21 protein-coding genes, 1 tRNA gene and 1 riboswitch are annotated in these 24,437 nt (G+C 74.4%); of the genes, 16 read left to right on the top strand and 6 right to left on the bottom strand.

Going from position 1 to position 24,437, the window contains the following annotated elements; all coding sequences use genetic code 11:
* The first annotated feature begins 122 nt into the window (after window positions 1–122).
* Genes ACFVYI_RS04080 through ACFVYI_RS04070 form a run of 3 tightly spaced genes read left to right on the top strand, consistent with a single transcriptional unit; the run spans window position 123 to window position 4,563 of the window.
* Window positions 123–989 (top strand): FAD binding domain-containing protein, encoded by an 867-nt coding sequence (locus ACFVYI_RS04080; RefSeq protein WP_387881389.1) that lies wholly within the window; start codon window positions 123–125, stop codon window positions 987–989.
* Window positions 986–2,239, top strand: a complete 1,254-nt coding sequence (locus tag ACFVYI_RS04075; protein ID WP_387881353.1) for a 2Fe-2S iron-sulfur cluster-binding protein — start codon at window positions 986–988, stop codon at window positions 2,237–2,239. The genes ACFVYI_RS04080 and ACFVYI_RS04075 overlap by 4 nt, the downstream gene beginning before the upstream one ends.
* Window positions 2,236–4,563 (top strand): xanthine dehydrogenase family protein molybdopterin-binding subunit, encoded by a 2,328-nt coding sequence (locus ACFVYI_RS04070; protein ID WP_387881351.1) that lies wholly within the window; start codon window positions 2,236–2,238, stop codon window positions 4,561–4,563. The genes ACFVYI_RS04075 and ACFVYI_RS04070 overlap by 4 nt, the downstream gene beginning before the upstream one ends.
* Before the next feature lie 113 nt (window positions 4,564–4,676).
* Here ACFVYI_RS04070 and ACFVYI_RS04065 read toward each other — a convergent pair.
* Window positions 4,677–4,751 (bottom strand) — tRNA-Cys (locus tag ACFVYI_RS04065).
* Between the two features lie 234 nt (window positions 4,752–4,985).
* Window positions 4,986–5,050, top strand: a riboswitch (guanidine-III (ykkC-III) riboswitch).
* A 43-nt stretch (window positions 5,051–5,093) separates the two neighbouring features.
* Here ACFVYI_RS04065 and ACFVYI_RS04060 point away from each other — a divergent pair.
* On the top strand, window positions 5,094–5,408 hold the full coding sequence (locus ACFVYI_RS04060) for a DMT family transporter (protein WP_387881349.1): 315 nt from the start codon (window positions 5,094–5,096) through the stop codon (window positions 5,406–5,408).
* Window positions 5,409–5,514: 106 nt separating this feature from the next.
* The gene (locus tag ACFVYI_RS04055) at window positions 5,515–6,981 is read left to right on the top strand and encodes an MFS transporter (protein ID WP_387881347.1); all 1,467 of its coding nucleotides are present in this window, start codon (window positions 5,515–5,517) and stop codon (window positions 6,979–6,981) included.
* A 21-nt stretch (window positions 6,982–7,002) separates the two neighbouring features.
* On the opposite strand, the gene ACFVYI_RS04050 is transcribed toward ACFVYI_RS04055, so the two are convergent.
* A complete protein-coding gene (locus ACFVYI_RS04050) occupies window positions 7,003–8,283 on the bottom strand; it encodes a hypothetical protein (RefSeq protein ID WP_387881345.1) in 1,281 nt (426 codons plus the stop codon).
* Window positions 8,284–8,678: 395 nt separating this feature from the next.
* On the opposite strand from ACFVYI_RS04050, the gene ACFVYI_RS04045 reads away from it, so the two are divergent.
* Genes ACFVYI_RS04045 through ACFVYI_RS04035 form a run of 3 tightly spaced genes read left to right on the top strand, consistent with a single transcriptional unit; the run spans window position 8,679 to window position 13,194 of the window.
* On the top strand, window positions 8,679–9,323 hold the full coding sequence (locus tag ACFVYI_RS04045; RefSeq protein WP_387881343.1) for a class F sortase: 645 nt from the start codon (window positions 8,679–8,681) through the stop codon (window positions 9,321–9,323).
* Window positions 9,320–10,645 carry an alpha/beta hydrolase gene (locus ACFVYI_RS04040; RefSeq protein ID WP_387881341.1) on the top strand — a complete coding sequence of 442 codons (1,326 nt, stop codon included), beginning with the start codon at window positions 9,320–9,322 and terminating at the stop codon, window positions 10,643–10,645. Before ACFVYI_RS04045 ends, ACFVYI_RS04040 begins: the two co-directional genes overlap by 4 nt.
* On the top strand, window positions 10,612–13,194 hold the full coding sequence (locus ACFVYI_RS04035) for a phosphatidylglycerol lysyltransferase domain-containing protein (RefSeq protein ID WP_387881339.1): 2,583 nt from the start codon (window positions 10,612–10,614) through the stop codon (window positions 13,192–13,194). Before ACFVYI_RS04040 ends, ACFVYI_RS04035 begins: the two co-directional genes overlap by 34 nt.
* An 88-nt stretch (window positions 13,195–13,282) precedes the next feature.
* Here the strand turns inward: ACFVYI_RS04035 and ACFVYI_RS04030 are convergent, their stop codons facing one another.
* Entirely contained in the window at window positions 13,283–13,732 is a 450-nt protein-coding gene (locus ACFVYI_RS04030; RefSeq protein ID WP_387881337.1) for an SsgA family sporulation/cell division regulator, read from the bottom strand.
* A 326-nt stretch (window positions 13,733–14,058) separates the two neighbouring features.
* Here ACFVYI_RS04030 and ACFVYI_RS04025 point away from each other — a divergent pair, with 326 nt between their 5' ends.
* From ACFVYI_RS04025 to ACFVYI_RS04005, 5 genes are all read left to right on the top strand, one after another.
* Window positions 14,059–15,891 (top strand): DEAD/DEAH box helicase, encoded by a 1,833-nt coding sequence (locus ACFVYI_RS04025; protein ID WP_387881388.1) that lies wholly within the window; start codon window positions 14,059–14,061, stop codon window positions 15,889–15,891.
* Window positions 15,892–16,150: 259 nt separating this feature from the next.
* Complete coding sequence (locus tag ACFVYI_RS04020) at window positions 16,151–16,390, top strand: TM2 domain-containing protein (RefSeq protein WP_387881335.1); 240 nt, start codon at window positions 16,151–16,153, stop codon at window positions 16,388–16,390.
* Window positions 16,391–16,392: 2 nt separating this feature from the next.
* Window positions 16,393–16,866: a DUF2752 domain-containing protein gene (locus tag ACFVYI_RS04015; protein ID WP_387881334.1), complete on the top strand. Its 474-nt coding sequence runs from the start codon at window positions 16,393–16,395 to the stop codon at window positions 16,864–16,866.
* Window positions 16,867–17,254: 388 nt separating this feature from the next.
* Entirely contained in the window at window positions 17,255–17,905 is a 651-nt protein-coding gene (locus ACFVYI_RS04010; protein ID WP_209416099.1) for an IclR family transcriptional regulator, read from the top strand.
* Window positions 17,906–17,929: 24 nt separating this feature from the next.
* Entirely contained in the window at window positions 17,930–18,736 is an 807-nt protein-coding gene (locus ACFVYI_RS04005) for a S16 family serine protease (protein WP_387881331.1), read from the top strand.
* Between the two features lie 165 nt (window positions 18,737–18,901).
* On the opposite strand, the gene ACFVYI_RS04000 is transcribed toward ACFVYI_RS04005, so the two are convergent.
* Window positions 18,902–19,684 (bottom strand): IclR family transcriptional regulator, encoded by a 783-nt coding sequence (locus tag ACFVYI_RS04000; protein ID WP_387881329.1) that lies wholly within the window; start codon window positions 19,682–19,684, stop codon window positions 18,902–18,904.
* A gap of 123 nt (window positions 19,685–19,807) precedes the next feature.
* A complete protein-coding gene (locus tag ACFVYI_RS03995) occupies window positions 19,808–20,374 on the bottom strand; it encodes an Lrp/AsnC family transcriptional regulator (protein ID WP_387881327.1) in 567 nt (188 codons plus the stop codon).
* Window positions 20,375–20,577: 203 nt separating this feature from the next.
* Here ACFVYI_RS03995 and ACFVYI_RS03990 point away from each other — a divergent pair, with 203 nt between their 5' ends.
* The gene (locus ACFVYI_RS03990; RefSeq protein WP_387881325.1) at window positions 20,578–21,108 is read left to right on the top strand and encodes a VOC family protein; all 531 of its coding nucleotides are present in this window, start codon (window positions 20,578–20,580) and stop codon (window positions 21,106–21,108) included.
* A gap of 19 nt (window positions 21,109–21,127) precedes the next feature.
* On the opposite strand, the gene ACFVYI_RS03985 is transcribed toward ACFVYI_RS03990, so the two are convergent.
* On the bottom strand, window positions 21,128–21,682 hold the full coding sequence (locus tag ACFVYI_RS03985; RefSeq protein WP_387881323.1) for a hypothetical protein: 555 nt from the start codon (window positions 21,680–21,682) through the stop codon (window positions 21,128–21,130).
* 191 nt (window positions 21,683–21,873) lie between these two features.
* Here ACFVYI_RS03985 and ACFVYI_RS03980 point away from each other — a divergent pair, with 191 nt between their 5' ends.
* Window positions 21,874–22,599 carry a response regulator transcription factor gene (locus ACFVYI_RS03980; protein ID WP_387881321.1) on the top strand — a complete coding sequence of 242 codons (726 nt, stop codon included), beginning with the start codon at window positions 21,874–21,876 and terminating at the stop codon, window positions 22,597–22,599.
* Complete coding sequence (locus ACFVYI_RS03975) at window positions 22,596–24,167, top strand: sensor histidine kinase (protein WP_387881319.1); 1,572 nt, start codon at window positions 22,596–22,598, stop codon at window positions 24,165–24,167. The genes ACFVYI_RS03980 and ACFVYI_RS03975 overlap by 4 nt, the downstream gene beginning before the upstream one ends.
* Window positions 24,168–24,437 lie beyond the last annotated feature (270 nt).

Genomic DNA, 24,437 nt, shown 5'->3' with positions numbered 1-24,437 from the left:
GATCGCCCGTACCCTACGGGCCAGGCCGGGCTGCCGACGCGGACACCCCGGCCGAGGGCCGCGGGCGGCAGGCGATCGATGAGCAAGTGGAGCACGGTGGGACCCAGGTGAACCGGACGATCATGCTGCCGGCCTCCCTCGACGAGGCCGTCGACGCGCTGGCCGCCACCCCGGCCGCGGTGCCGGTGGCCGGCGCCACCGACCTGATGGAGGCCGTCAACGCCGGGCGGTTGCGCCCCGCCGCCCTGATCGGCCTCGGCCGGATCACCGAACTGCGCGGCTGGCGCTACGAGGACGGCGGCACCGCCGTCCTCGGCGCCGGACTCACCCACGCCCGGATGGACCGCCCCGACTTCGCGGCCCTGATCCCCGCCCTCGCCGACGCCGCCCGGACCGCGGGCCCCCCGCAGGTCCGCAACGTCGGCACCCTGGGCGGCAACATCGTCACCGCCTCGCCGGCCGGCGACACCCTTCCGGTGCTGGCCGCGCTGGAGGCCACCGCGACCCTCGCCCGGGCCGGCGCCACCCGCGAGGTCCCGGTCAGCCACCTGCTCACCGGCCTCGACCCGCTGCGCCCCGGTGAACTGCTCACCTGGGTGCGCGTCCCGCTGCTGCACGCCCCGCAGGTCTTCCTCAAGGCCACCGGCCGCAGCGGCCCGGCCCGCGCCACCGCCTCCGTCGCGCTCGTCCTCGACCCCGCCCGGCGCGCCGTGCGCTGCGCCGTCGGAGCCGTCGCCCCCGTGCCGCTGCGCCCGCTGGAGGCCGAGGCCTGGGTGGCCGGCTGCATCGACTGGGACGGCAGCCGCGAGATCGACCCCACCGCGACGGCCGCCTTCGGCGAGTACGTGGCCGCCGCCTGCGTACCCGACAGCTACGGCGCCGACGGCGCCTGGGAGGCCGTGACCGAGGGGCCGAGCGCGGCCGCCGTCCGGCTGCGGCGTACCGTATCGGTGCTGGCCCGCCGGGCACTGGGAAGGGCGCTGAAGTGACCACTGACCCCATCGGGACCCTCGACGTCGGCCCGCTCGACCACGCGCCGCAGGTCAGTCGCGAGCTGCGCCCCTGCGCCTCGTACACGCTGCGGGTCAACGGTTTCGAACGGCCCGTCACCGACGCCTGGATCGGCGAGAGCCTGCTCTACGTGCTGCGCGAGCGGCTCGGACTGGCCGGCGCCAAGGACGGCTGCGAGCAGGGCGAGTGCGGCGCCTGCTCGGTCCAGGTGGACGGCCAGCTGGTGGCCGGCTGCCTGGTGCCCGCCGCGCTGGCCGCGGACAGCGAGATCAACACCGTCGAGGGCCTGTCGGCCGGCGGCGGCGCCAGCGAGGTCCAGCAGGCGCTCGCCGAGTCCGGTGCGGTGCAGTGCGGCTACTGCACGCCCGGCATGGCGATGGCCGTGCACGACCTGCTCCAGCGCAACCACCGGCCCACCGAGGTCGAGGCCCGGCAGGCGCTCTGCGGCAACCTCTGCCGCTGCACCGGCTACCGGGGCGTGCTGGCCGCGGTGCAGAGCGTCGCCGACGCCCGCGCGCACGAGGCCGAGGAGGCGGAGGAGGCGCACGCGGCCGCCGCCGAGACGCCCGCTCCGGCCGGCGGGACCCCCGCGGCCGGGGTGCCGGCGCCCGAGCAGACCGCCGACCTGCCGGTCTACACCGACGCCGACGCCTGGATCGAGCACGTCCCGCAGCCGCCGGTCGAGGAGACCCCGACCACCGCCGGGACGGGCCTGACCGTCGGCCTGCCGTACGGCGCCCCCGACGGTCAGGGCGGCTACGACACCGGCGTGTACGACACCGCGGTGCTCACGCCCGTCCCGGGCGTCCCCGCCCAGGGCGGCGAGGGGCAGGGCTACTACCCGCCGCAGGGCTACCCCGAGCAGCAGCCGTACCAGGGCGCCCCCGAGCCCGGCGGCTACCTGCCCGGCGGCTACCCGGACGGGGGCTACCCGGACGGGGGCTACCCGCCGCAGGCCGGCTACGACGCCTCGCCGTACGACGGCCCGGTCTACGAGCCGACCCCCGCGCACGGCGTCCCCGTCCCCGGCAACGGCTTCGACGGCCCGGCCTTCGACGCCACGGCCTTCGCCGGGGCCGGCTTCGACGGCACGCCCGCCCACGGCACGCCGTACGTCCCCACGCCCCCGCACGGGGTCCCGGCCGAGGGCACCGCCCCCGCCGGCGTCCCGTACGGCGCCACCCCCGCCCACGGCATCCGGCTCCCCGAGGACGACCACGCATCATGACGTCGCCTACCGACATCGGCGCAGCACCCCAGCAGGACGGTGACGAGGGCGGCGCACGGGAGCCGTTCGGGCTGGGCAGCTCCCCGCTGCGCAGCGACGCCCTGCCGAAGGCGCTCGGCATCTACCCGTACGCCGCCGACCTCTGGGCCGAGGGCCTGCTCTGGGGCGCGGTACTGCGCTCGCCGCACCCGCACGCCCGCATCAAGGGCATCGACACCTCGGCCGCACTCGCCCTGCCGGGCGTGCACGCGGTGGTCACCTCCGCGGACCTGCCGCCCGGTCCGGACGGCACCCCCGACGGCGCCCCGGCCGGGCCGATCGTCGCCGACCGGCCGATCCTGGCCGCCGGCGTGGTGCGCCACCACGGCGAGCCGGTCGCCGCGGTCGCCGCCGACCACCCCGACACCGCCCGGCTGGCGGTCGGTCTGATCACCGTCGAGTACGAGCCCCTGGAGGCGGTGACCGACCCCGAGCAGGCCTTCACCGCCGGCCCGCTGCACCCGGACGGCAACCTCTTCCGGCACCTGCCGCTGCGCACCGGTGACCCCGACGCGGCCGGCGAGATCATCGTCGAGGGCCTCTACCAGGTCGGCCGCCAGGACCCGGCGCCGCTCGGCGCCGAGGCGGGCCTGGCCGTGCCGCGCCCGGACGGCGGGGTCGAACTGCACCTGTCGTCCACCGACCCGCACGGCGACCGCGACCGCACCGCCGCCTGCCTCGGCCTGGAGCCGGACCGGGTCCGGCTGGTGGTCACCGGCGTGCCCGGCGCCACCTCGGACCGCGAGGACCTCTCCTTCCAGGTGACCCTGGCGCTGCTGGCGCTGCGCACCGGCCGCCCGGTGAAGATGACCCTCACCCGCGAGGAGTCGTTCCACACCCACACCTCCCGCCACCCGGCGCTGCTGCGCTACCGCCACCACGCCGACGCCGAGGGCAGGCTGGTCAAGGTGGAGGCGCAGATCCTGCTGGACGGCGGGGCCTACGCGGACGTCTCGGCCGAGGCGCTGGCCGCCGCCACCGCCTTCTCGGTCGGCCCCTACGTCTGCCCGAACGTCTTCGTGGACGCCTGGGCGGTGCGCACCAACAACCCGCCGGCCGGCCGGATGCGCGGCGAGGGCGCCCTGCAGGCCTGCTTCGCCTACGAGTCGCAGCTGGACCAGCTGGCCGCCCGGGTCGGGGTGGACCCGCTGGAGGTCCGTCGGCGCAACGCGATGGCGACCGGCGACCCGATGCCCACCGGACAGGCCGTCACCTGCCCCGCGCCGGTGGCCGCGCTGCTGGACGCCCTCGCCGAGGAGCCGCTGCCGGCGCTGCCGGTGGACGATCCGGACGCCGAGTGGCTGCTGCCGGGCGGGCCCGGCGGCGCCGGCGACCCGGCGGCGGTGCGGCGCGGGATCGGCTACGCGGTCGGCATGGTGCACATGCTGGGCGCCGAGGGCGAGGACGAAGTCTCCACCGCGACGGTGCGGGTCAGCGGTGACCACGCCACGGTGATCTGCGCGGCCGTCGACTCCGGCCAGGGCTTCGCCACCCTGGCCCGGCAGATCGTGCAGTCGGTGCTGGGGGTGGGCGAGGTCTACATCGCGCCGGCCGACAGCGACCAGTCGATCGCCGGGCCCGCCGCCCGCGGCCGGCACACCTGGGTCTCCGGCGGCGCGGTCGAGCGGGCCGCGCTGATGGTCCGCCACCAGCTGCTCCAGCCGATCGCCGCCAACTTCGGGATGTCGGTGGAGCTGCTGCAGATCTCCGACGGCAAGATCACCTCCTACGACGGCGTGCTCGGCATGCCGGTCGCCGAGGCGCTGGAGGGCAAGGAGCTCTGGGCCACCGCGCAGTGCCGCCCGCACCCGACCGAGCCGCTGGACGAGGCCGGGCACGGTGACGCCTTCGTCTCCATCGCGTTCTGCGCGATGCGCGCGGTGGTGGACGTGGACATCGAGCTGGGCGCGGTGCGGGTGGTGGACGTGACCGTGGCCCAGGACGTCGGCCGGGCGCTCAACCCGCGCCAGATCGAGGACCGGATCGAGGCGGGGGTGGCCCAGGGGGTCGGCCTGGCCCTGCTGGAGGACCTGCGCACCGAGGGCGGCCTGCTGCAGAACCCCTCGCTCACCGGCTACCGCCTGCCGACCGCCCTGGACACCCCCGAGGTCCGGATCGCCGCCCTGGTCGAGGAGCGCGACGTGGTCGCCACCTTCGGTGCCAAGGCGGTCAGCGCGGCCCCCGCGGTGGTGGCCCCGGCCGCCGTCGCGGCCGCCGTCCGGGCCGCGACCGGCCTGCCCGTCGGGCGGCTGCCGATCCGGCCCGAGGACGCCGTCGCCGGCTGACCGCGCGGTGGGGCGCCATCCCGGCGCCCCACCCCCGGGTGAATTCCCGGCGAAATACCGGAACGCCGAATTGCCGGTCCGCGAATTCTTCGCGGACCGGCAATTCATTTCGGTGGAGGCCATGACGGGAATCGAACCCGTGTAAACCGCTTTGCAGGCGGTTCCCTAAACCACTCGGGCACACGGCCGTGGGAGGAGCTGTACCGCAGGGGCGCTCAGGCGCGGCGGCAACGGCGACAGACACGACAACACCGGGGAGCCGGGGCACAGGTGCGGAGCGCCGCGAGGGCCACCGTCTTCCTGTTCATTGCCGACTCCTGTCGTCGTTCGCCGTGTTGATGAATTCATCTTGGCGGAATGGCGGGGGGAACGTCAATGTCCGTGTGTAAATTCTGTATGGCGGGTCGTGCTACCGTCGAAGACAGGTGGCCGGAGTCGGCCACCCCGGACGAGCGCGTCGTACCCGGTGACGACAAGACGGCGCAGCACAGCGGCAACCCGGCCGCTGCTGACTGCGGAGGTCCCTCGTCATGGCATGGCTCGTTCTGATCGTTTCCGGCGTCCTGGAGACCGTCTGGGCAGTGGCCCTGGACTCGTCCAAGGGTTTCTCCCGGCTCGTTCCCACGGTCGTCTTCGGCAGCGCGCTGGCGCTCAGCATGGGCGGTCTGGCGTACGCGATGCGGTCCATCCCGATCGGCACCGGCTACGCGGTCTGGGTCGGCATCGGCGCCATCGGTACGGCGGTGTACGGCATGGCGGTCCTGGGGGACGCGGTCTCGGCGGCGCGGATCGGCTGCCTGTTGCTGATCGTCTCCGGCGTGGTGGGCCTCAAGGTGCTGCACTGACCGGGTGGCCGCACCGGTCGGGACCTGTGTCCTACGTCCTGCGGACCAGGCGGTCAGGGGCCACGGTCAGGGGTCATCGGCGCTGACGGGTCTTACGATGTCACGTATGACCACAGCCTCCCCCACCTCGGTCGATTCCGCCCCGATACCCCCCGATCAGACCGACCCCGGTGGTGGCGTGCTCACCGGCCGCTACCGGGCGCTGACCCTGGGGATCGTCTCCGTGGTCCTGCTGCTCGCCTTCGAGGCGACGGCCGTCAACACCGCGATGCCGGTGGCCGCCCGCCAGCTGGACGGACTCCAGCTGTACGCCTTCGCGTTCTCCGGCTACTTCACCACCACGCTGTTCGCCCTGGTCCTCTCCGGCCAGTGGTGCGACCGGCGGGGCCCGCTGCAGCCGCTCTTCACCGGCATCGCGGTGTTCGGCGCGGGCCTGGTGGTGGCCGGGGCGGCGCCCGGGATGTGGGTCTTCGTGGCCGGCCGGGCGATCCAGGGCCTGGGCGGCGGGCTGGTGATCGTCGCCCTGTACGTGGTGGTCGGCCGGGCCTATCCGGAGCGGCTGCGGCCGGCCGTGTTCGCGGCCTTCTCCTCGGCCTGGGTGCTGCCCTCGATCGTCGGCCCGGTGGTCTCCGGGGCGGTCACCGACCACCTGGGCTGGCGCTGGGTGTTCCTCGCCGTCCCGGTGCTGATCCTGCTGCCGCTCGCGGTGATGGGGCCCGCGCTGCGGCGCTCCATGGGGGTCCCCCCGGCCGGAGGCTGGGGGAGGGAGCAGCCGGTGGCGAAGGGCGCGGAGTTCGACCGCCGCCGCACGCGGCTGGCCGCGATGGCCGCGCTCGGCGCCGGTCTGCTGCAGTACGCCGGCCGGCGGCTGGACCTGATCGGGCTGGTCCCGGCGCTCGCCGGGGTGGCGCTGCTGGTGCCCGCCGTCCTGGGGCTGCTGCCGGCCGGGACGCTGCGCGCCGCGCGCGGGCTGCCGACGGTGATCCTGCTGCGCGGGGTGGCCGCCGGGGCGTTCTTCGCGGCGGAGGCGTTCATCCCGCTGATGATGGTCACTCAGCGCGGCCTGTCGCCGACGCTGGCCGGCCTGACCCTGACCAGCGGCGGCCTCTCCTGGGCGCTGGGCTCCTGGCTGCAGGGCCGGCCCGGGGCGGAGCGGTACCGGGAGGCGATGATCCGCTGGGGTTTCCTGCTGACGGCGGTGGCGATCGCGGGGGCGGCGCTGGTGCTCGTCCCGGCGGTGCCGGCCTGGGTGGCGGCGGCGGCCTGGGGCGTCGGCGGGATCGGCATGGGCCTGACGGTGGCGAGCGTCAGCGTGCTGATGATGAAGCTGTCCGCGCCGGAGGACGCCGGGGTCAACTCGGCCTCGCTGCAGATGAGCGACGCGCTCGGCAACGTGCTGCTGGTGGGCCTGTCCGGGGTGCTCTTCTCGGCACTGGGCGGCGGCTCGGTGGCCGCCGCCCACGAGGCCGCCGAGGGCACCGCCTCGGCCGGTGCCTTCACGGTGATCTTCCTGACCATGACCGGTGTGGCGCTGCTGGGCGCCCTGCTCGGCGGCCGGGTCCGGAGGGTGTAGGGCCGGCCGCGGGCCCGGGGGTCAGCCGGTGGCGGCGCCGGCCGGTGCGGGGGAGCCGAGGAAGGTCTCCCAGCCCCCGGCCGGCGCCTGGCCGACGGCGAGGCCCTGCAGTTTGCGCAGCACCGCCGGGTCCTGCGCGTCCAGCCAGTCGACCAGCTGGCGGAAGGAGACCAGCCGCACCTCGGGCTTGCCGGCGACGGCCTTGAGCACGTCCTCGACGGCGTTCATGTAGATGCCGCCGTTCCACTCCTCGAAGTGGTTGCCGATGACGAACGGCGCCCGGTTGGTGGTGTACGCACGCTCGAAGCCCATCAGGTAGGAGTCCCTGGCCTGGGTCTGGTACGCCGCGTGCAGGGCGGGGTCGGCCTTGGTGTTGCTGCCGGACTGGTTGAACATGATGTTGTAGTCCATCGACAGCACCTGGAAGGTGTGCCCGGGGAAGGGGATGGACTGCAGCGGGAGGTCCCAGAGCGCCCCGCCCTGGATCTTCTGCGGCCAGATCTGCGTCCCGTTGCCGCTGCTGTCGTAGCGCCAACCGCGCTTGACGGCGGTCGGCAGCAGGTTGCGCTGGCCCTCCAGACAGGGGGTGCGGCTGCCGATCAGCTCCTTGCGGTAGTCGAAGGGCAGTGCCGGCAGGTCGGTGAAGCCGGTGGTGGTCCTCCAGTTGGTGACGAAGTCCATCGCCTGCTGGATCTCGCTGTCCCACTCCTCCGGCGACCACGTGCCGACGCCGGTGGCGCCGCAGAAGTGCCCGTTGAAGTGGGTGCCGATCTCGTGCCCCTCCAGCCAGGCCGCGTGCAGGTTCTCCAGGGTGTCGTGGATGTGCTGGTCCGACAGGTAGCCGATGTCGGAGGCGCCGACCTTGTGCTGCGGCGGACGGTAGAGGTCCTTCTTGGCCTCGGGCAGCAGGTAGAGGCCGCTCAGGAAGAAGGTCATCGACGCGTTGTGCTCCTGCGCCAGCCGGCGGAACCGGCCGAACAGGCCGTTGTCCAGCTCGCCCGCGCCGTCCCAGGAGAAGACCACGAACTGCGGCGGGCGCTCGCCGAGCTTCAGCGGTTCGGCGGTGGGCTGGTTCGGCTGCGGGCCGGTGTCCGAGGTGGAGCCGTCGCCGATCAGGGTGGCGGGGGGCTTGGGGGGCGCGGAACCCGGGCCGGCGTGGTCCGCCGCCGGGCCGGCCGGGACCGGGACCGGGGCCGCCGCCTGCTCTCCGCCGGCCCCGCCGTTGGCGCCGCAGCCGGCCGCGAGGGTGGCTGCGGTCGCGGCACCGGCGGCCAGTAGGGTGCGGCGGGAGAGAGCGTCCATGGTCACTCCGTTCATGGGGCATGCGGCAGGCGGGAGACAGTCCGGTCGGACAAGTGCGGTGATAGGCCTGTGAACGGGGTCAGCATGGCATGTGGACACGATCGGTCGGTGATCCACCACGAACGGTCGCAACTGATCGCTCGATTGGTGCAACCGGACAGGCGTCCGAGATTGTCGATGGTCATGCAGGACGACTCGGGGGCGGCCCTTCCGGCGGGTTCCGCTCTCTCCCGGTGGTCACCCGCCTACTCGGAGCACGCATCGGGGCGGTAGCCCTGCCGATCGGGGGGTGTCGATAGGACCATCGTATTGACGTGCCTTAGGGTCCAATCCGGTTGAATTGTTCTCAGGGAACTCCCAGGAACGAGCACGTTGTCAGCAGAGGGGAGCGCCGGGTGGGCGCCCAACAGAGCAGGAGCCCGTGGCCGGGCACCCTGGCGGTCGGCGCCGCGGTCGTCCTCGGCGCCTGGCTGCTGAACGACGGAGGCCACGCCGCACTGCCCCCGGCGCCCGGTTCGGGTCAGTACCTCTCCGGCTTCGCCCCGGTCTCCGTCGTTCCCCCGCTCGGCCCCTCCACCCCGACCAGGATCAGGATCCCCGCCGTCAAACTCGACGCCCCCGTCACCGGCCTCGGCCTGGACGGCGACGGCCGCCTCCAGACGCCCCCGGCCGCCGACCGCAACCTGGCCGGCTGGTACCGCGGCGGCGCCGCCCCCGGGCAGCGCGGCACCGCGATCATCGCGGGACACGTCGACAACGAGAGCGGGCCCGCCGTCTTCTATCATCTGGGCGCGCTGCACCGCGGCGACCGGATCGAGATCGCCCGCGAGGACGGCGCCACCGCCGTCTACCAGCTCTACGCCATCGAAGTGCACGACCGAAAGGACTTCCCGGACGACCGGGTGTACCGCCAGGCCGCCGACGCCCAGCTCCGGGTGATCACGTGCGGCGGCGGGTACAGCGAGGAACACGGCTACCAGGGAAACGTGGTCGCCTACGGATTCCTGGCCGACACCACCCGGCCGGGGACACGTACATGACCACCGCTACGCTCGCCGTCCGCTGGAACCCGATCGACTGGCCGCTGACGCACGGCCCGATCCCGCTCGCCGTGCTCGCCGCCGGCTGGGGCTCCCTGCTCCTGCTCGCCCTGGCCCGCGGCCGGACGTGGTGGAGCCGCCGCCTGCCCGCCGCGCTGTTCAGCGCCGCCGCGCTCAGCTTGGTGCTGGACGTCGTCGTGGACGACTGGTGGCACCCCTTCCCCGAGGGGCTGCCCCGCTACGTCACCTGGTGGATCGCCGTCGCGCTGCTCGGGCTCTGCCTGGCCGGCTACCGGATGCCGCGGCTCTCCCGGCGGGGCAAGCTGCTGGCGGTCGCCGCCGGGGCACTGGTGCTGCTGATGGCCTCCTCGCAGGTCAACCGCGGCTTCGGCCAGTACCCCAGCGGCCGGGTCATGCTCGCGCCCTGGCTCTCCAAGACCCAGGACCTGACCACCGGGAAGGACCCCCGGACGGTGAGCCCGCCGCCCGGCAAGGTCCTCGCCGACGTCTGGCAGGCGCCGCCCGGGCTGCCCGCCAAGGGCACCGTCTCCATCGAGCCGATCCCGGGCGGCAAGTCCGGCTTCAAGGCCCGTGACGCGTACATCTACCTGCCGCCCGCCTACCAGGCCAGCCCGCGCCCGCTGCTGCCGGTGGTGGTCCTCGTCACCGGCCAGCCCGGCAACCCGGGCGACTGGGTGCTCGGCGGCCAGGTGAACGAGGCGCTGGACGCCTTCGCCGCCGAGCACGACGGCCTGGCCCCGATCGTGGTGATGCCCGACCAGCTCGGGTCGATCTGGAACAACACGCTCTGCATGGACTCCAAGCTGGGCAACGTGCAGACCTACCTGGCCGAGGACGTCCCGAACTGGGTGCACCAGCACCTCCAGGCCGCCAAGGGCCGCGGTTCCTGGTCGATCGGCGGCGCCTCGATGGGCGGCACCTGCGCGCTCCAGCTGGCCGTCAACGCCCCCGAGGTCTACGGCTCGTTCCTCGACATGTCCGGGCAGGACGAGCCCACCCTGGGCACCCGCGAGCAGACCGTCGCCGCGGCCTTCGACGGCGACGGGGCCAAGTTCGACGCCGTCGACCCGCTGCAGGTGATGAGCCGCAAGCGGTTCCCCGACACCGCCGCGGCGATCGTCGTCGGCCGCACCGACGGCGAGTTCCGCCCGCAGCAGGAGAAGGTCTACCAGGCAGTGCTGGACGCCGGGATGAAGGCGAGGTTCGATCTGATGCCGGGTGGGCACGGTTGGGTGGTGTTCCGGCCCGGCATCGTCGACCAGCTGCCGTGGCTGGCCCAGCAGACGGGGTTGATCCGGTGATCCGGCTCGGTGCGGCACCGGTCCTGGTCGCCACCCGCGAACGCGAACGCGACCTCCGCCTCGACCCGGTCCCGGTGGCGACCGCCCCCGAACCGTCCCCCCGGCCGGGCCGGCAGGCCGTCACCGGGCTCGCCGCCCGGCTGCGCGCCGCGCCGCTGACCCTCGTACTGCTCGGCCTGCTCTGGGCGGTCGGCGCCGCCACCTCCAGCCTGGCCCACGGCCCGTCCCGGGCCCTGCTGGCCCAGATCGGCGTGGGTCTGCCCACCCTCGGCGAGGGCCGCTGGTGGACGCCGTTCACCTCACTGTTCTGGTGCTCCAGCGCGGGCTCGTACGTCTTCACCAGCCTGCTGCTGCTCCTGGTCGGCCCGGCCGCCGAGAGCCGGCTCGGACGCCGGCGGACCCTGCTGGTGCTGGTCGGCGGGCAGGTCCTGGGCACCCTGCTCGGCACCGGACTGGTCGCCTTCGGCTCCCGGGCCGGCGAGCAGTGGACGGCCGCCGTCGCCGACCAGACCGCCGCCGGCCCGGTCGTCGGCCTGTTCGCGCTGGCCGGGATGCTCGGCTACCGGCTCAGCGTGCTCTGGCGCCGCCGGCTGCACCTGCTGGTGGTGCTCGTCCCGCTGGTGATGACGCTGTACGTCGGCCACCTGCAGAGCGTCCAGCGGTGCGCCGGCGCGCTGCTCGGCCTCGGCGTCGGCGCGCTGCTCGCCCGGGGCCGGTGGCAGCTGCGCCCGCACCGCTCCTCGCACACCGAGACCCGCGTGCTGGTCGCGCTCTGCCTGGTGGCCGCCGCCCTCGGGCCGCTCGTCGCCTCGCTGTACGACAACGCCGCCGGGCCGTTCAACACCTTCTCCGAGCTCTACTTCTCGCACCGGCTCACCCCGGACGAGGTCGCCGACTTCTGCGGCCTCTCCGCCCACGACTGCGCCCGCGCGCACGCCGTCCAGCGGATCTTCGACACCCCGGCCCGGCTGATGGCCGCGCTGTTCCCGGCCCTGCTGCTGGTCCTCGCCGAAGGCCTGCGCCGGGGCCTGCGGCTGGCGTGGCGGATCACCGTCGCCACCGAGCTGCTCTGGATCGCGCTGCTGCTCTGGCTGTTCACCGAGACCGGCACCGGTGCCGGGGACGTGGTGCAGTACTTCGTCGAGGCGCTGCTGCTGCCGCTGCTCACCACCGGCCTGCTGCTGGCCACCCGGCAGCGGTTCGGCCTGCGGCTGCCGGGCGCGGTGCTCGGCCGGCTCGCCCTCGTGCTCGGCGGGGCGGCCCTGGCCGCCGCGACCGCGTACGTGGGCTTCGGCCGGCTGGCGGCCGGGCAGTTCGATCCGGGCGCGGGCGTGCGCGGCCTGGTCGCCGGGCTGCCGGCGCAGTTCCTGCCGCCCGCCTACAACGACCTGCTGCCCGACTACCCGATCGCCGTCGGCCCGCTGGCCCGCCTCCTGGAGACGTACTGCGGCCTGGTGTTCTGGGCGGTCGCGCTGACCGCGCTGCTGGTGGCCTTCCGCCGGCCGGTGGTGCACGCGGCCGCCGAGGACGCCGCCCGTGCCCGGGCGCTGCTCACCGCGCACGGCGGCGGCACGCTCTCCTTCATCACCACCTGGGACGGCAACCACTACTGGTTCGACGAGGAGGGCCGGGCCGCCGTCGCCTACCGGGTGCTCTCCACCGTGGCGCTGACCACCGGCGACCCGTTCGGCGAGCCGGAGGCCCGCCGCCGGGCGGTGGCCGGCTTCGCCCGGTACTGCGACACCCGCGGCTGGACGCCGTGCTTCTACAGCGTCACCCCGGAGACCCGGGCCGCCGCCGGGCAGCTCGGCTGGCGCTCGCTCCAGGTGGCGGAGGACACCGTGGTCGCCCTGCCCGAGCTGGCCTTCACCGGCCGCAAGTGGCAGGACATCCGGACGGCGCTCAACAAGGCCGGCAAGCAGGGCATCACCGCCGAGTGGTGGGCGTACCAGGACGCGCCGCTCGCGCTGCGGGACCAGATCCGCTCGATCTCGGAGGAGTGGGTCTCCGAGAAGGGCCTGCCGGAGATGGGCTTCACCCTCGGCGGGCTGGAGGAGCTGGACGACCCGGCGGTCCGGCTGCTGATCGCCGTCGACGGCGAGCGCACCGTGCACGGGCTGACCAGCTGGATGCCGGTCTACGAGGACGGGGTGCCGGTCGGCTGGACGCTGGACTTCATGCGCCGGCGCTCGGACGGCTTCCGCGGCGTGACGGAGTTCCTGATCGCCTCGGCCGCGCTCGGCTTCAAGGACGAGGGCGCGCGCTTCCTCTCGCTCTCCGGCGCGCCGCTGGCCCGCTCCGGGCAGGACGCGCCGCCCACCGGCCTGCAGCGCACGCTCGACTGGATGGGCCGGGTGCTGGAGCCGGTGTACGGGTTCCGCTCGCTGCTGGCCTTCAAGGCGAAGTTCCAGCCGGAGTACCGGCCGATGTACATGGCCTACCCCGACCCGGCGGCACTGCCCAGCATCACCCGGGCGATAGGCAAGGCGTACCTGCCGCACCTGACGGCGGCGCAGGGCGTGCGGCTGATGCGCCGGCTGTCCTCCTGAGGCCCTCCCGAGGCGCTCGCCCGGGCTCGGCCCCGGGCGGCCGCCGACGGACCGGGGGGCGGCAGGGCCCTCCGGACACCGGCGCGCGTCAGCCCAGGAGCTCGGCGAGGGCGCGGTCGGCGTCCAGGTACAGGTGCTCCTCGCCCTCGGGGACGGCCAGCCGGCTGCGCCAGAGGAAGCGCCGCAGGTCGGTGGTGTCGAACCGGACCAGCGCGGTGCCCTCGGGCGCGCGCAGCTCGACCATGGTGCGCCGGCCCGCCGCGGGCCGGACGTGGACGTCGCCGACGCCGGCGGCCAGCTCCAGGCCGGCCGTCAGCAGCTGGCGGGCGAAGACCCACTCGATGTCCGGGCCGGCGTCCCGGCCGGGGACCGGGACGGGGCCGTCGGCCGGCTCGTCCAGCGAGAACTCGGCGGGGAAGCCCATCCGGACGGCGAGCGGGTCCTCCGGGCGGTAGGCGAGGGTGACCCGCAACCGGGCCGAGCGGTGGGTGGAGAGGATCAAGCGGGCCTGGACGGTCTCTTCGACGGAGGCGTGCACGGCGCGTCCCTTCTCGGTGGGGTGGGGCCTTCTCGGTGGGTGAGGCCGGGGTGGCGGCTGGGGAGGGTGGGGCGGCCTCACAGGTGAGAGTCGGGTGGGGCGGTCGTGCTTACGCGGTTTCGCGGGCGGATTTCCGTGATCCGGGTCACATCGGTTTCCGGCCGTCCGGGCGTCGCGGAGGTCGAGCCTGGCCGCCCGAACGGCGCCGGACCGGTACGCTGGACCGGTTGTCCGATTGCCGTCCGACCGCGGGGCGGGGCCGCAAAACAGCCTCTGACCTGCGATGATCCCCCTCGGAGACCGTGAGTACTGCCGCCGCCTCCTCGATGCCCCTCTTCTCCGACGCGCAGGAGCCGCACGCGCCCGCCCGGGCCGCCGGCCAAGGTGCGTCGGCCGCTTCGCACCACCTGTCGCCGGCCTTCCCCGGCCGTGCCCCCTGGGGCACCGCCGGCAAGCTCCGGGCCTGGCAGCAGGGTGCGCTGGACCGGTACATCGAGAACCAGCCGCGTGACTTCCTCGCGGTCGCGACCCCGGGCGCGGGCAAGACCACCTTCGCCCTGACCCTGGCCTCCTACCTGCTCCACAACCACCTGGTGCAGCAGATCACGGTGGTCGCGCCCACCGAGCACCTGAAGAAGCAGTGGGCCGAGGCCGCCGCCCGGATAGGCATCAAGCTCGATCCGGCCTACTCCTCCGGCCCGCTCTCCCGCGAGTACCACGGCATCGTGGTCACCTACGCGGGCGTCGGGGTCAACCCGATGCTGCACCGCAACCGCACCGAGGCCCGCAAGACGCTGGTCATCATGGACGAGATCCACCACGCCGGTGACTCGAAGTCCTGGGGCGAGGCCTGCTTCGAGGCCTTCGAGCCGGCCTCCCGCCGGCTGGCGCTGACCGGTACGCCGTTCCGCTCGGACACCAACCCGATCCCGTTCGTCCAGTACGAGGCGGGCGGCGACGGCATCCGCAAGTCGGTCGCCGACTACACCTACGGCTACGGGCACGCGCTGGCCGACCACGTCGTCCGGCCGGTGATCTTCCTCTCCTACAGCGGCAACATGCGCTGGCGCACCAAGTCCGGCGACGAGCTGGAGGCGCGGCTCGGCGAGCCGATGACCAAGGACCTGATCGCCCAGGCCTGGCGCACCGCGCTGGCTCCGCAGGGCGAGTGGATCCCCAGCGTGCTGCAGGCCGCCGACCGCAGGCTGAGCGAGGTCCGCAAGGCGATCCCGGACGCCGGCGGCCTGGTGATCGCCACCGATCAGAACACCGCGCGCGCCTACGCCAAGATCCTGCGGGAGATCAGCGGGGAGAAGGCCACCGTGGTGCTCTCCGACGAGGCGGAGGCGTCCAAGCGGATCTCCGACTACGCGGCGGGCGACTCGCGCTGGATGGTCGCGGTCCGGATGGTGTCCGAGGGCGTCGACGTGCCGCGCCTGGCCGTCGGGGTGTACGCCACCTCGATCTCGACCCCGCTGTTCTTCGCGCAGGCAGTCGGCCGTTTCGTGCGCGCCCGCAAGCGCGGCGAGACCGCGTCCGTCTTCCTGCCGACCATCCCGACGCTGCTGGGCTTCGCCAACGAGATGGAGCTCCAGCGCGACCACGTGCTGGACCGGCCGAAGAAGGAGGGCGAGGGCCTCTTCGACGAGGAGGACCGGCTGCTGGCCGAGGCCGAGCGGGCCAACGACGGTCCGGACGGCGCGGGCGGCGATGAGTTCTCCTACGAGGCGATCGGCTCCGACGCGGTCTTCGACCGGGTGCTGTACAACGCCATGGAGTTCGGCATGCAGGCGCACCCGGGCAGCGAGGAGGAGGAGGAGTACCTCGGCATCCCGGGCCTGCTGGAGCCGGACCAGGTGCAGATGCTGCTGCAGAAGCGCCAGCACCGGCAGATCCAGCGCAGCAAGGCCAAGCCCGCGGAGGAGGCCGACCTGCTGGAGCTGCCGGCCGAGCAGCGGCCGGTGGTGACCCATCAGGAACTGCGCGAGCTGCGCAAGGAGTTGAACGCGCTGGTGGCGGCCTGGCACCACCGGACGAGTCAGCCGCACGGCACCATCCACAACGAGCTGCGGCGCCAGTGCGGCGGCCCGCTCACGGCGCAGGCGACGGTCAATCAGCTGAAGGCGCGGATCGACCGAATCCGGGAGTGGGCGAAGTAGCGGAGTATCCGGGAATCGTCCGGTGCTTCCTTAAGGTCATGTGACGGTAAGGCATACGAGGAGATTCTGTAGAGACAGCCGGTGTGATGATCGGCTAGTGTTCCGCGTGCCGCGCCGCCTCCGGGTCGTCGCCGCTGCATGCCGTCCCGTCCGGACGGCTGCCGCAGCCCCCGGTGTGCCGGGCCGGCGACCTCACCAGTCGGGGGAGCGACCCTCTCGTCGCGCCCTCGAACATGCCGTCACAAGGAGCACACCGAACGTGTCGTACCCGCCCCACGCCCAGCCCGAGCTGTCCGACAAGTCGAAGATCGTCGCCGGCATCCTGACGATCCTGCTCGGCAGCCTGGGCGTCGGCCGCTTCTACACCGGCCACATCGGCCTGGGCATCGCCCAGCTGCTGACCTGCGGCGGTCTCGGCGTCTGGTCGCTGATCGACGGCATCCTCTTCCTCACCAGCGACGACCGCACGGACGCCCAGGGCCGTCTGCTGCGCAGCTGATCTTGCGCAGGCCATTCGCGGCGCGCCGCCCCGGCTCCGGCCGGGGCGGCTTCGCCGTGCCCGGGGCCGGCGGCCGGTTCGCCGGGCCGCCCCTCCCCGCCCGGCTCCGCACCGCCGGGCCGCCGCTGGCGGTGCTCGTCGGCGGCCTGGCCGGCTCCGCGTACCTGTGGACGCGCAATCCGCACCTGCCCGGGCAGATGCTGCCGTTCTGCCCCTGGCGGAAGGTCACCGGACTGGACTGCCCCGGCTGCGGCGGCACCCGGATGACGTACGACCTGCTGCACGGCGACTTCGCGACGGCCTGGCACGACAACGCGGCGCTGCTGCTCTCGCTGCCGCTGGTCGCGCTGCTCTACCTCACCTGGCTGCGGCACGGCCTGGCCGGCCGGAGCTGGCGGCCGACGCTCGGGCGGGGCGGCACGGCGGCGGTGCTCGGCACCGCGGTGGCCTGGACGGTGCTGCGCAACCTGCTCTGACCCGCCGCCGCGTCGGGCCGTCGGGCGTGCCGTCGGGTCCGGCGGGTGGCGCCCTGCGCAGCGGGGGCTGTCCGAACTTCGGACTGTGCTCGGATCCGTGCACAACCATCGGCCGTGGAATATGGTCATTTGCCCGTATTTGTCATGCGCGGTGAAATTGATCATGCCCGAATTTTGGACAACCACTTCCGCCGCGACAATTCCTTCACTACCTTTCCCACACGCTCTCCCGCCGGGTAACCCCCGCGGGACGGGCGCCGCAGGACCGCCAGGACGTCAAGGACGACACACCGCGGCCCGAGCGCGGCCACCCACCTGCGCGCGACACCTGAGTCCCGGACCGGCGCCGCCGCCTCCGGCGACCCGCCGCGGAAAGGAATTGCGCGTCGTGACTGCAGAGACCTCCCAGACCCTGGACCGTGGTGTCCGGGTCCTCAAACTCCTCGCCGACTCCGAACGCGGGCTCACCGTCACCGAGCTCGCCGCGCGGCTCGCCGTCAACCGGACCGTCGTCTACCGGCTGCTGGCCACGCTGGAACAGCACGGGCTGGTCCGCCGGGACATCGGCGGCCGGGCCAGGGTGGGCCTGGGCGTGCTGCGACTGGCCCACCGGGTGCACCCGCTGTTGCGCGAGGCGGCGCTGCCGGCCCTGCGCAGCCTGGCCGAGGACCTCGGCGCCACCGCCCACCTCACCCTGGTCGACGGCAACGAGGCGCTGGCCGTCGCCGTGGTCGAGCCCAGCTGGACGGACTTCCACGTCGCCTACCGGACCGGGCTGCGCCACCCGCTCGGGGAGAGCGCCGCCGGGCGGGCGATCCTGGAGGCGCGCGGCTTCCCCAGCCAGCGCCGTCCGGAACAGGGCTTCGTCATCACCCGTGCGGAGGAGCAGTCGGGCGCGAGCGGCGCCGCCGCCGCACTGGTCGGGCTCAGCGGGATCGAGGGCAGCGTCGGCGTGGTGATGCTGAACGGGCTCGTCCCCGAGCGGGTCGGCCCCCGGGTGGTGGAGGCGGCGACGGAGGTCGCCGACGCCCTGCGATAGCGCCGGGTGTGTTTGGATGCCTCTGTGTCCGACACCAAGCTGCCCAAGGCCCTGACCGCCCCCCGCACCCGCGCGCTGGCGCTGTGCGGGGTGCTGGTCGCCGCGCTGTTCGGCGTGGCGGCCTTCGTTCCGCTGCCGTACACGCTCACCTGGCCGGGGGTCACCGCGGACACCCTGGGCAGCTACCAGGGCGAGCCGGTGCTGACCATCACCGGTGCGCCGGTGCGGACCACCGACGGCGAGCTGCGGATGGTGACCATCTCGGCGACCAATCCGGGCGAGAAGACCACCTTCTGGCGGTCGCTGAAGGCCTGGTTCGACCAGGACGAGGCGATCCGGCCGACCGAGACGGTCTACCCGCAGGACGATCCGGCCAAGGCCGAGGAGGTGACGGCCCAGCAGATGACCGAGTCGCAGGACAGCGCCACCACGGCCGCGCTCTCCTACCTCCACCTCTCGCCGGCCCAGGTGAAGGTGAAGGTCGACCTCGGTGACATCGGCGGCCCGAGCGCGGGCCAGATGCTGGCGCTGGGCATCGTCGACAAGCTCGCCGGCGACGGCAAGGGCGGTGACCTCACCGGCGGCGCGACGGTCGCGGGTACCGGCACCATCGACGACCAGGGCGTCATCGGCCCGGTCGGCGGCGTGCCGCTGAAGACCCAGGCGGCGGCGCGGGACGGTGCGACGGTGTTCCTGCTGCCCAAGGACGAGTGCTCGGACGCCAAGGTCAACCTGCCGAAGGGGCTGAGGCTGGTGCCGGTGGGCACGCTCGGCGAGTCGATCTCCGCGCTGGACGCGCTGCGCAACGGCGGTGCCGTCCCCGCCTGCTGAGACCGTGCCCGGCGGGTGCGGTGCGGCGCGGGTCCGCCGGTCGCGGTGGGCGCTGCGGGCGCGGTGGGTGCGGTGGCGGGTCGGACGGCCGCGGCGGTGGGGGCCGGGCGAGCCCTGTCCGCCCGGCCTGGTGTCCGGGCCGCGCGCCCCGGCCCGGGAGGGCGGTCAGAGCCCGAAGGCCACCGAGGCGAAGTCGTCGCTCAGCCGGGTGCGCAGTTGCGCGGCGATGGCGGCTAAACGATGGGCCTGCGCCATCGGCAGCGACACCGAGACCGCGGCGATGCCGTTGCCCGCGACGATCGGGACCGCGGCCCCGGCCGTGCCGATCGCGTACTCCTGGTACTGGGTGATCGGCGCGGCCCGCTGCGGCCCCTGGCGGGGCAGCATCGGCAGGTGCGCGGGCTCCCGCAGGGTGTACGGGGTGAGCGGCACCATCGGGTAGCGGGCCAGGTGGGCGCGGCGCTCCTCGGCGGACATCAGGGCGAGCAGGGTCTTGCCGGCCGAGTGGGCGTGCGCGGCGGCCCGGAAGTGGCGCCGGTCGACCAGCGGGGCGCCGGGGGCGGCCACCGCGTCGACCAGTTCGACCTCCCCCTTGCGGTACCAGCTGAAGTAGACCGCCGCGGAGAGCTCGCCGGCGAGCAGGGTGAGCAGCCGGTTGAGCCGGTTGTGCCCGGCCGTCGGGCTCTCCTCCCGGGTGAGTCCGGCGACCGCCGGGCCGGTCAGGTAGTGGCCGCTGCGGCGCTCCAGGTAGCGGTCGTGCACCAGGGTGCGCAGCAGGTGGTAGGCGGTGCCGAGGGCCAGGCCGGTGTCGCGGGCGAGCTGCTTGGCGGTGGCCCCGTTGGGGTAGCGGGCGACCGCTTCCAGCAGGCGCAGGGCGCGCTGGGCGGAGGTGATCAGGGTCGGCGGGGCCGGGGGCAGGGGGGAGCGGATCGATGAATGGATGGTCATATGAGTGATCTTTTCGCGCACGATGCGCACGGACCGCTGGCATATGCCCGTCGGTCGGACCCCGTCCGTCCGGGTGCCGCGCCCCGCCGTTCCCGGGGGGCGCCGACCCGCCCGGAGGCCGCCCTACTCGGCGGCGGCCTGGTCCACCAGCGGCAGGATCCGGTACGGCACCGGGTTCTCCAGCGCGATCGCCGTCGAGGACCGGACGATCCCGTCGAACCCCACCACCCGGTCGATCACGCGCTGCAGATCGGCGTTGGACCGGGCCACGATCCGCACCATCATGTCCCCGCGTCCGGTGATCGTGTGCAGCTCCAGCACCTCCGGCACCGCGGCCAGGTGCGCCCGCACGTCGGAGCCCTGGCCCTGGGAGATCTCCAGCGTGGCGAAGGCCGTCACCGGGTAGCCCAGCGCCGCCGGGTCCACCTCGGGCCCGAAGCCGCCGATCACACCCTTGGCCTGGAGCCGGTCCAGCCTCGCCTGGACGGTGCCCCGGGCCACCTGGAGGCGGCGCGAGCACTCCAGCACCCCGATCCGCGGCTCCTCCGCCAGCAGCCGGATCAGCCGGCCGTCCAGCACGTCGATCGCGTCGTTGACGGTAGCGGCCGTCGGAGCCGAAGGGCCCGGCCCGGAAGCGGAGTTGGGCGATTCGGTGGAGTTCGGGGAACTCGGGGACTGGGCGGGGGGCATCGCGGGGCTCCGTCCTCCGGTGGGCATTCTGTACAGCGGTGCGGCCGATTCTCCCGCCCCGGCGCACACCTTGACCAGGAGGAAACGGAACAGTTGCGCGTCGGTCGGCCCGGCGCCACCCTCCAGCCACAACCCCGTGAGCCGGGCCCCACACCGGCCCACGGGGCAGACCGTGGTCCCGTACGCCCACCGGGAGGGCCGTCATGACCGACACCGCCGCCGAACCCGTGCTGCTCACCGCAGGCCTGGAGGAGTCCGACCTCGTCCCGATGGGGCACGCCGACGCGGTGGTCTTCGCGGTCGCCGACGCCGAGCGCGCGGCACGCCGCTACGCCACCGCGCTCGGCCTGCGCTGTACCGCCTACGCCGGGCCCGACACCGGCGAGCCGGAGACCGTCTCGTACGTCCTGCGCGCGCCCGGGACTCGCTTCGTGCTGACCTCGCTGGTCCAGGTGATCGGGCCGCGCGGCCGGGAGCTGGCCGGCCACCTGGCCCGGCACGGCGACGGGGTGGTGGACCTCGCCGTCGGGGTGCCGGACGTCCACTACGCGTACGACTACGCCGTGGACCGGGGGGCCAGCTCGCTCGCCGAGCCCTACGAGGTGCACGACCGGTACGGCGTGGTGGTGCTCGCCGCGATCGGGGTGCCCGGCGGGACCAGGCACACCCTGGTCGACCGGTCCCGCTACCGCGGCCCCTACCTGCCCGGGTACGTCCCGTTCGACCGCTGGTGACCGGCCGCCGGGCCACCGGTCAGCGGACGGCCGTCTCCACGATCGGCGGGTGGCCGTTCCAGGCGACGAACACCGAGTTGGCCTGGTCGCCCTTGGTGAAGTCCACCCGCATCCACTGCGGGCCGTTCCAGACCTGCATCTGCCAGCCCGGATCCGGGGTGGCGGAGACCAGCGAGGCGGAGTCCGGCCGGATGTCCAGCGCGACCTTGCCGCCGGGGACCGGATAGCTGCGCACGGAGGACGTGGTGGTGGCGGCGGTGGTGGGCGCGGGACGGCGCGAGGAGGGCGGGGCGCCGGGGGCCGCCGCACTGCGCTGGGTGGTCGACGCGGCCGGCGCGGGCGTCGGGCCGGAGCCCTCCGGCCGGGGCGCGGACTGCTCCTGGGTCGGTACCGGCGCGGGCGCCGGCGTCGTCGAGGGCCGGGAGCCGCCGGCCGCCGGGGACGGCAGTGGCAGCGCCGTGGGCTGCTCGAACGCGGCGCCGGTCAGCACCGCGTGCACGCCGAACCAGGACAGCGCCACCGCCGCCCCGGTGGCCGCCGCCCAGGCGCCGAGCTGTACCAGTCCGTTCCGCATCGTGCGCACATCCTGCCGTATCCGGGGCCGCCGCAGGTGGGCAGCCCTGCTATTCAGCAGGCAAGTTGCACAAAACACCAGGGGACGGAGCGAATCGGTCCCGACCTGCCCGGCGGGCGGTCCGGGACCCCGTCCCGAGACCCACCCCGAGGTACAGACCACCGCGCGCCGATGGCGTACCGTGCAGCCCCATGGCAACAGTGCTCGTGGTCGAGGACGACCCCTTCGTACGCTCCGCCCTCATCCGGCACCTGGCCGACACCGGTCACGCGGTCCGCAGTGTGGGCACGGCACTTGAGGCGTTGCGCGAGGTCGCCCAGGTCGGCTGTGACCTGGTGATCCTCGATCTCGGCCTGCCCGATCTGGACGGCAGCGAGGCGCTCAAGATGATTCGCGGCCTGACCAACGTGCCGGTCATCATCTCCACCGCCCGGGACGACGAGGCCGAGATCGTCCGGCTGCTCAACGACGGCGCCGACGACTACTTGGTGAAACCTTTCTCCGGGGAACACCTCAGTGCCCGGATGGCCGCCGTGCTGCGCCGGCTCGGCGGCGGAACGGCCCCGGTCACCCAGGTGCTCCGGGTCGGCGGGCTCGCCATCGACCTCCAGCGCCGGGAGGCCGCGCTGGACGGCCGGGCGCTCGACCTGACCCGCCGCGAGTTCGACCTGCTGGCCTTCCTCGCCGCCCGCCCCGGCGTCGTCGTGCCGCGCAAGGAGATCCTGGCCGAGGTGTGGCGCCAGACCTACGGCGGCGACCAGACCATCGACGTCCACCTCTCCTGGCTGCGCCGCAAGCTCGGCGAGACCGCCTCCAACCCCCGCTACCTGCACACCGTGCGCGGCGTCGGGGTCCGGCTGGAGGCGACCGGGCACCCGACGGAGCCCGGACCCGCCCCCACGGAGCGCCGGACATGAGGCGGTTCGGGCGCTCGCTGCGCTGGGCCCTGATCAAGGCCGCCGTGGCCGGGACCACCATGGTCGCGCTGGCCTTCCTCATCCCGCTCGGGCTGATGGTCCAACAGACCGCGCGGGACCGGGCGTTCACCGCGGCCGAGCGGCAGGCGGCGGCACTCGGTCCGGCGCTCGCCATCACCACGGACCAGGGCGCCATCGCCCGCGCGGTGGCCAGTACCGACGCGGGCGCGCAGGGGCGGATGGCGGTCCACCTGCCGGTGCCGGGCGCGGTGGCGGGCGGGGGAACGACCGGGGCGGTGGCGGGCGCGGCGTCGGCGCCCCCGGCGGGCGCTCCCAGCGGGCCGGCCGCGCCGCCCGCCACCGTGGCGTCCGCACTGCCCTCCGCCGCGCCGGCCGCGCCGCCCTCCGCCGTGACCGCCCCGGTCGGGCCGGACGGCGGGGCGACCATCGGCGACGCCCGCGCGCTCGCCGCCGACGTCGGCACCGCCGGCGGCCAGGGCCGCTCGTTCACCGTCGAGGTGCCCGGCGGGTTCGCCCTGCTGCAGCCGGTCGCCGTGGACACCGGCCGGACGGCCGTGGTCGAGGTGTTCGTGGCCGACGGCGACCTCACCCGGGGCGTCTCCACCGCCTGGCTGGTGCTGTCGGCGGTCGCGCTCGCGCTGGTGGCCATCTCGGTGCTGGTCGCCGACCGGATGGGCACCCGGATCGTCGGCTCCGCCCGCCGGCTGGCCGCCGCGGCCCGCTCGCTCGGCGGCGGCAACCTCGCCGTCCGGGTGCCCGTCGACGACCGGCAGAGCGCCGGGAGCCCGGAGGAACTGCGCGAAGCCGCCCACGCGTTCAACGCGATGGCCGACCGGGTCGTCCACTTGCTCGCCGCCGAAAGGGAGTTGGCCGCCGACCTGTCGCACCGGCTGCGCACCCCGCTCACCGTGCTGCGGCTCAACGCCGCCTCGCTCGGCGAGGGCGTCGCCGCCGACGCCACCCGGCACGCCGTCTCCCAACTGGAGCGCGAGGTCGACCAGATCATCCGCTCGGCCCGCCGGGCGCCCGAGGACGCGCCCGCCGTCACCGTCGGCTGCGACGCGGCCGAGGTGATCCAGGAGCGGGTCGGCTTCTGGTCCGCGCTCGCCGAGGACGAGGGCCGCCGCTGGCAGTTGGCCGGCGCCGACCGGCCCGTCCCGGTGTCCGTCCAGCGCGGCGACCTCGCCGCCGCCGTCGACGCGCTGCTCGGCAACGTCTTCCGCCACACCGCCGTCGGCACCGCGTTCTCGGTCGACGTGCTCGCCACCGAGAGCTCGGTCATCGTGCTGGTCGGCGACGCCGGACCGGGCTTCACCGACCCCGAGGCCGCCCTGAAGCGCGGGCAGGGCCACGGCGGCGAGGGCTCCACCGGCCTCGGGCTGGACATCGCCCGCAAGCTCGCCGAGGTCACCGGCGGCGACCTCGCGCTCGGCCGCTCGGCGGGGCTCGGCGGCGCCGAGATCCGGCTGAGGTTGCAGGCCAGACCGGTGGGCGTCGCGGCCCGCGTCAGCCGCCGGCGGACCCGCAGCACGCTGTTCCAGCGCTGAGCGGCGGCGCTGCCGCGCGGCGGCGGGCCGGACCGGGCGGCACAGGTGTCCCCCCTCTTTCTTAAGCGGGCCCTAAGGGAGCTGTACCCCTCGCTCAGCAGGCCGGTTCCGGCCCTCCGGCACCACTAGCGTCATCCGCGCCGGTCACCCGACCGAGCCGGGTCACGCCGCCCGCGACGGGTCCACGTACCCGCGCCCGGCCGTCGCGACCCCGTCCGGCCCAGTCGCCTCCCGCGCCGTTCGGGCAGGAGGCGCCCCCCACGGAGGTAC

Origin of the sequence: Kitasatospora sp. NPDC058218 (assembly GCF_042882445.1) — a bacterium.
Taxonomy (GTDB): domain Bacteria; phylum Actinomycetota; class Actinomycetes; order Streptomycetales; family Streptomycetaceae; genus Kitasatospora.
This window is presented reverse-complemented; position numbering and strand designations above follow the sequence as displayed.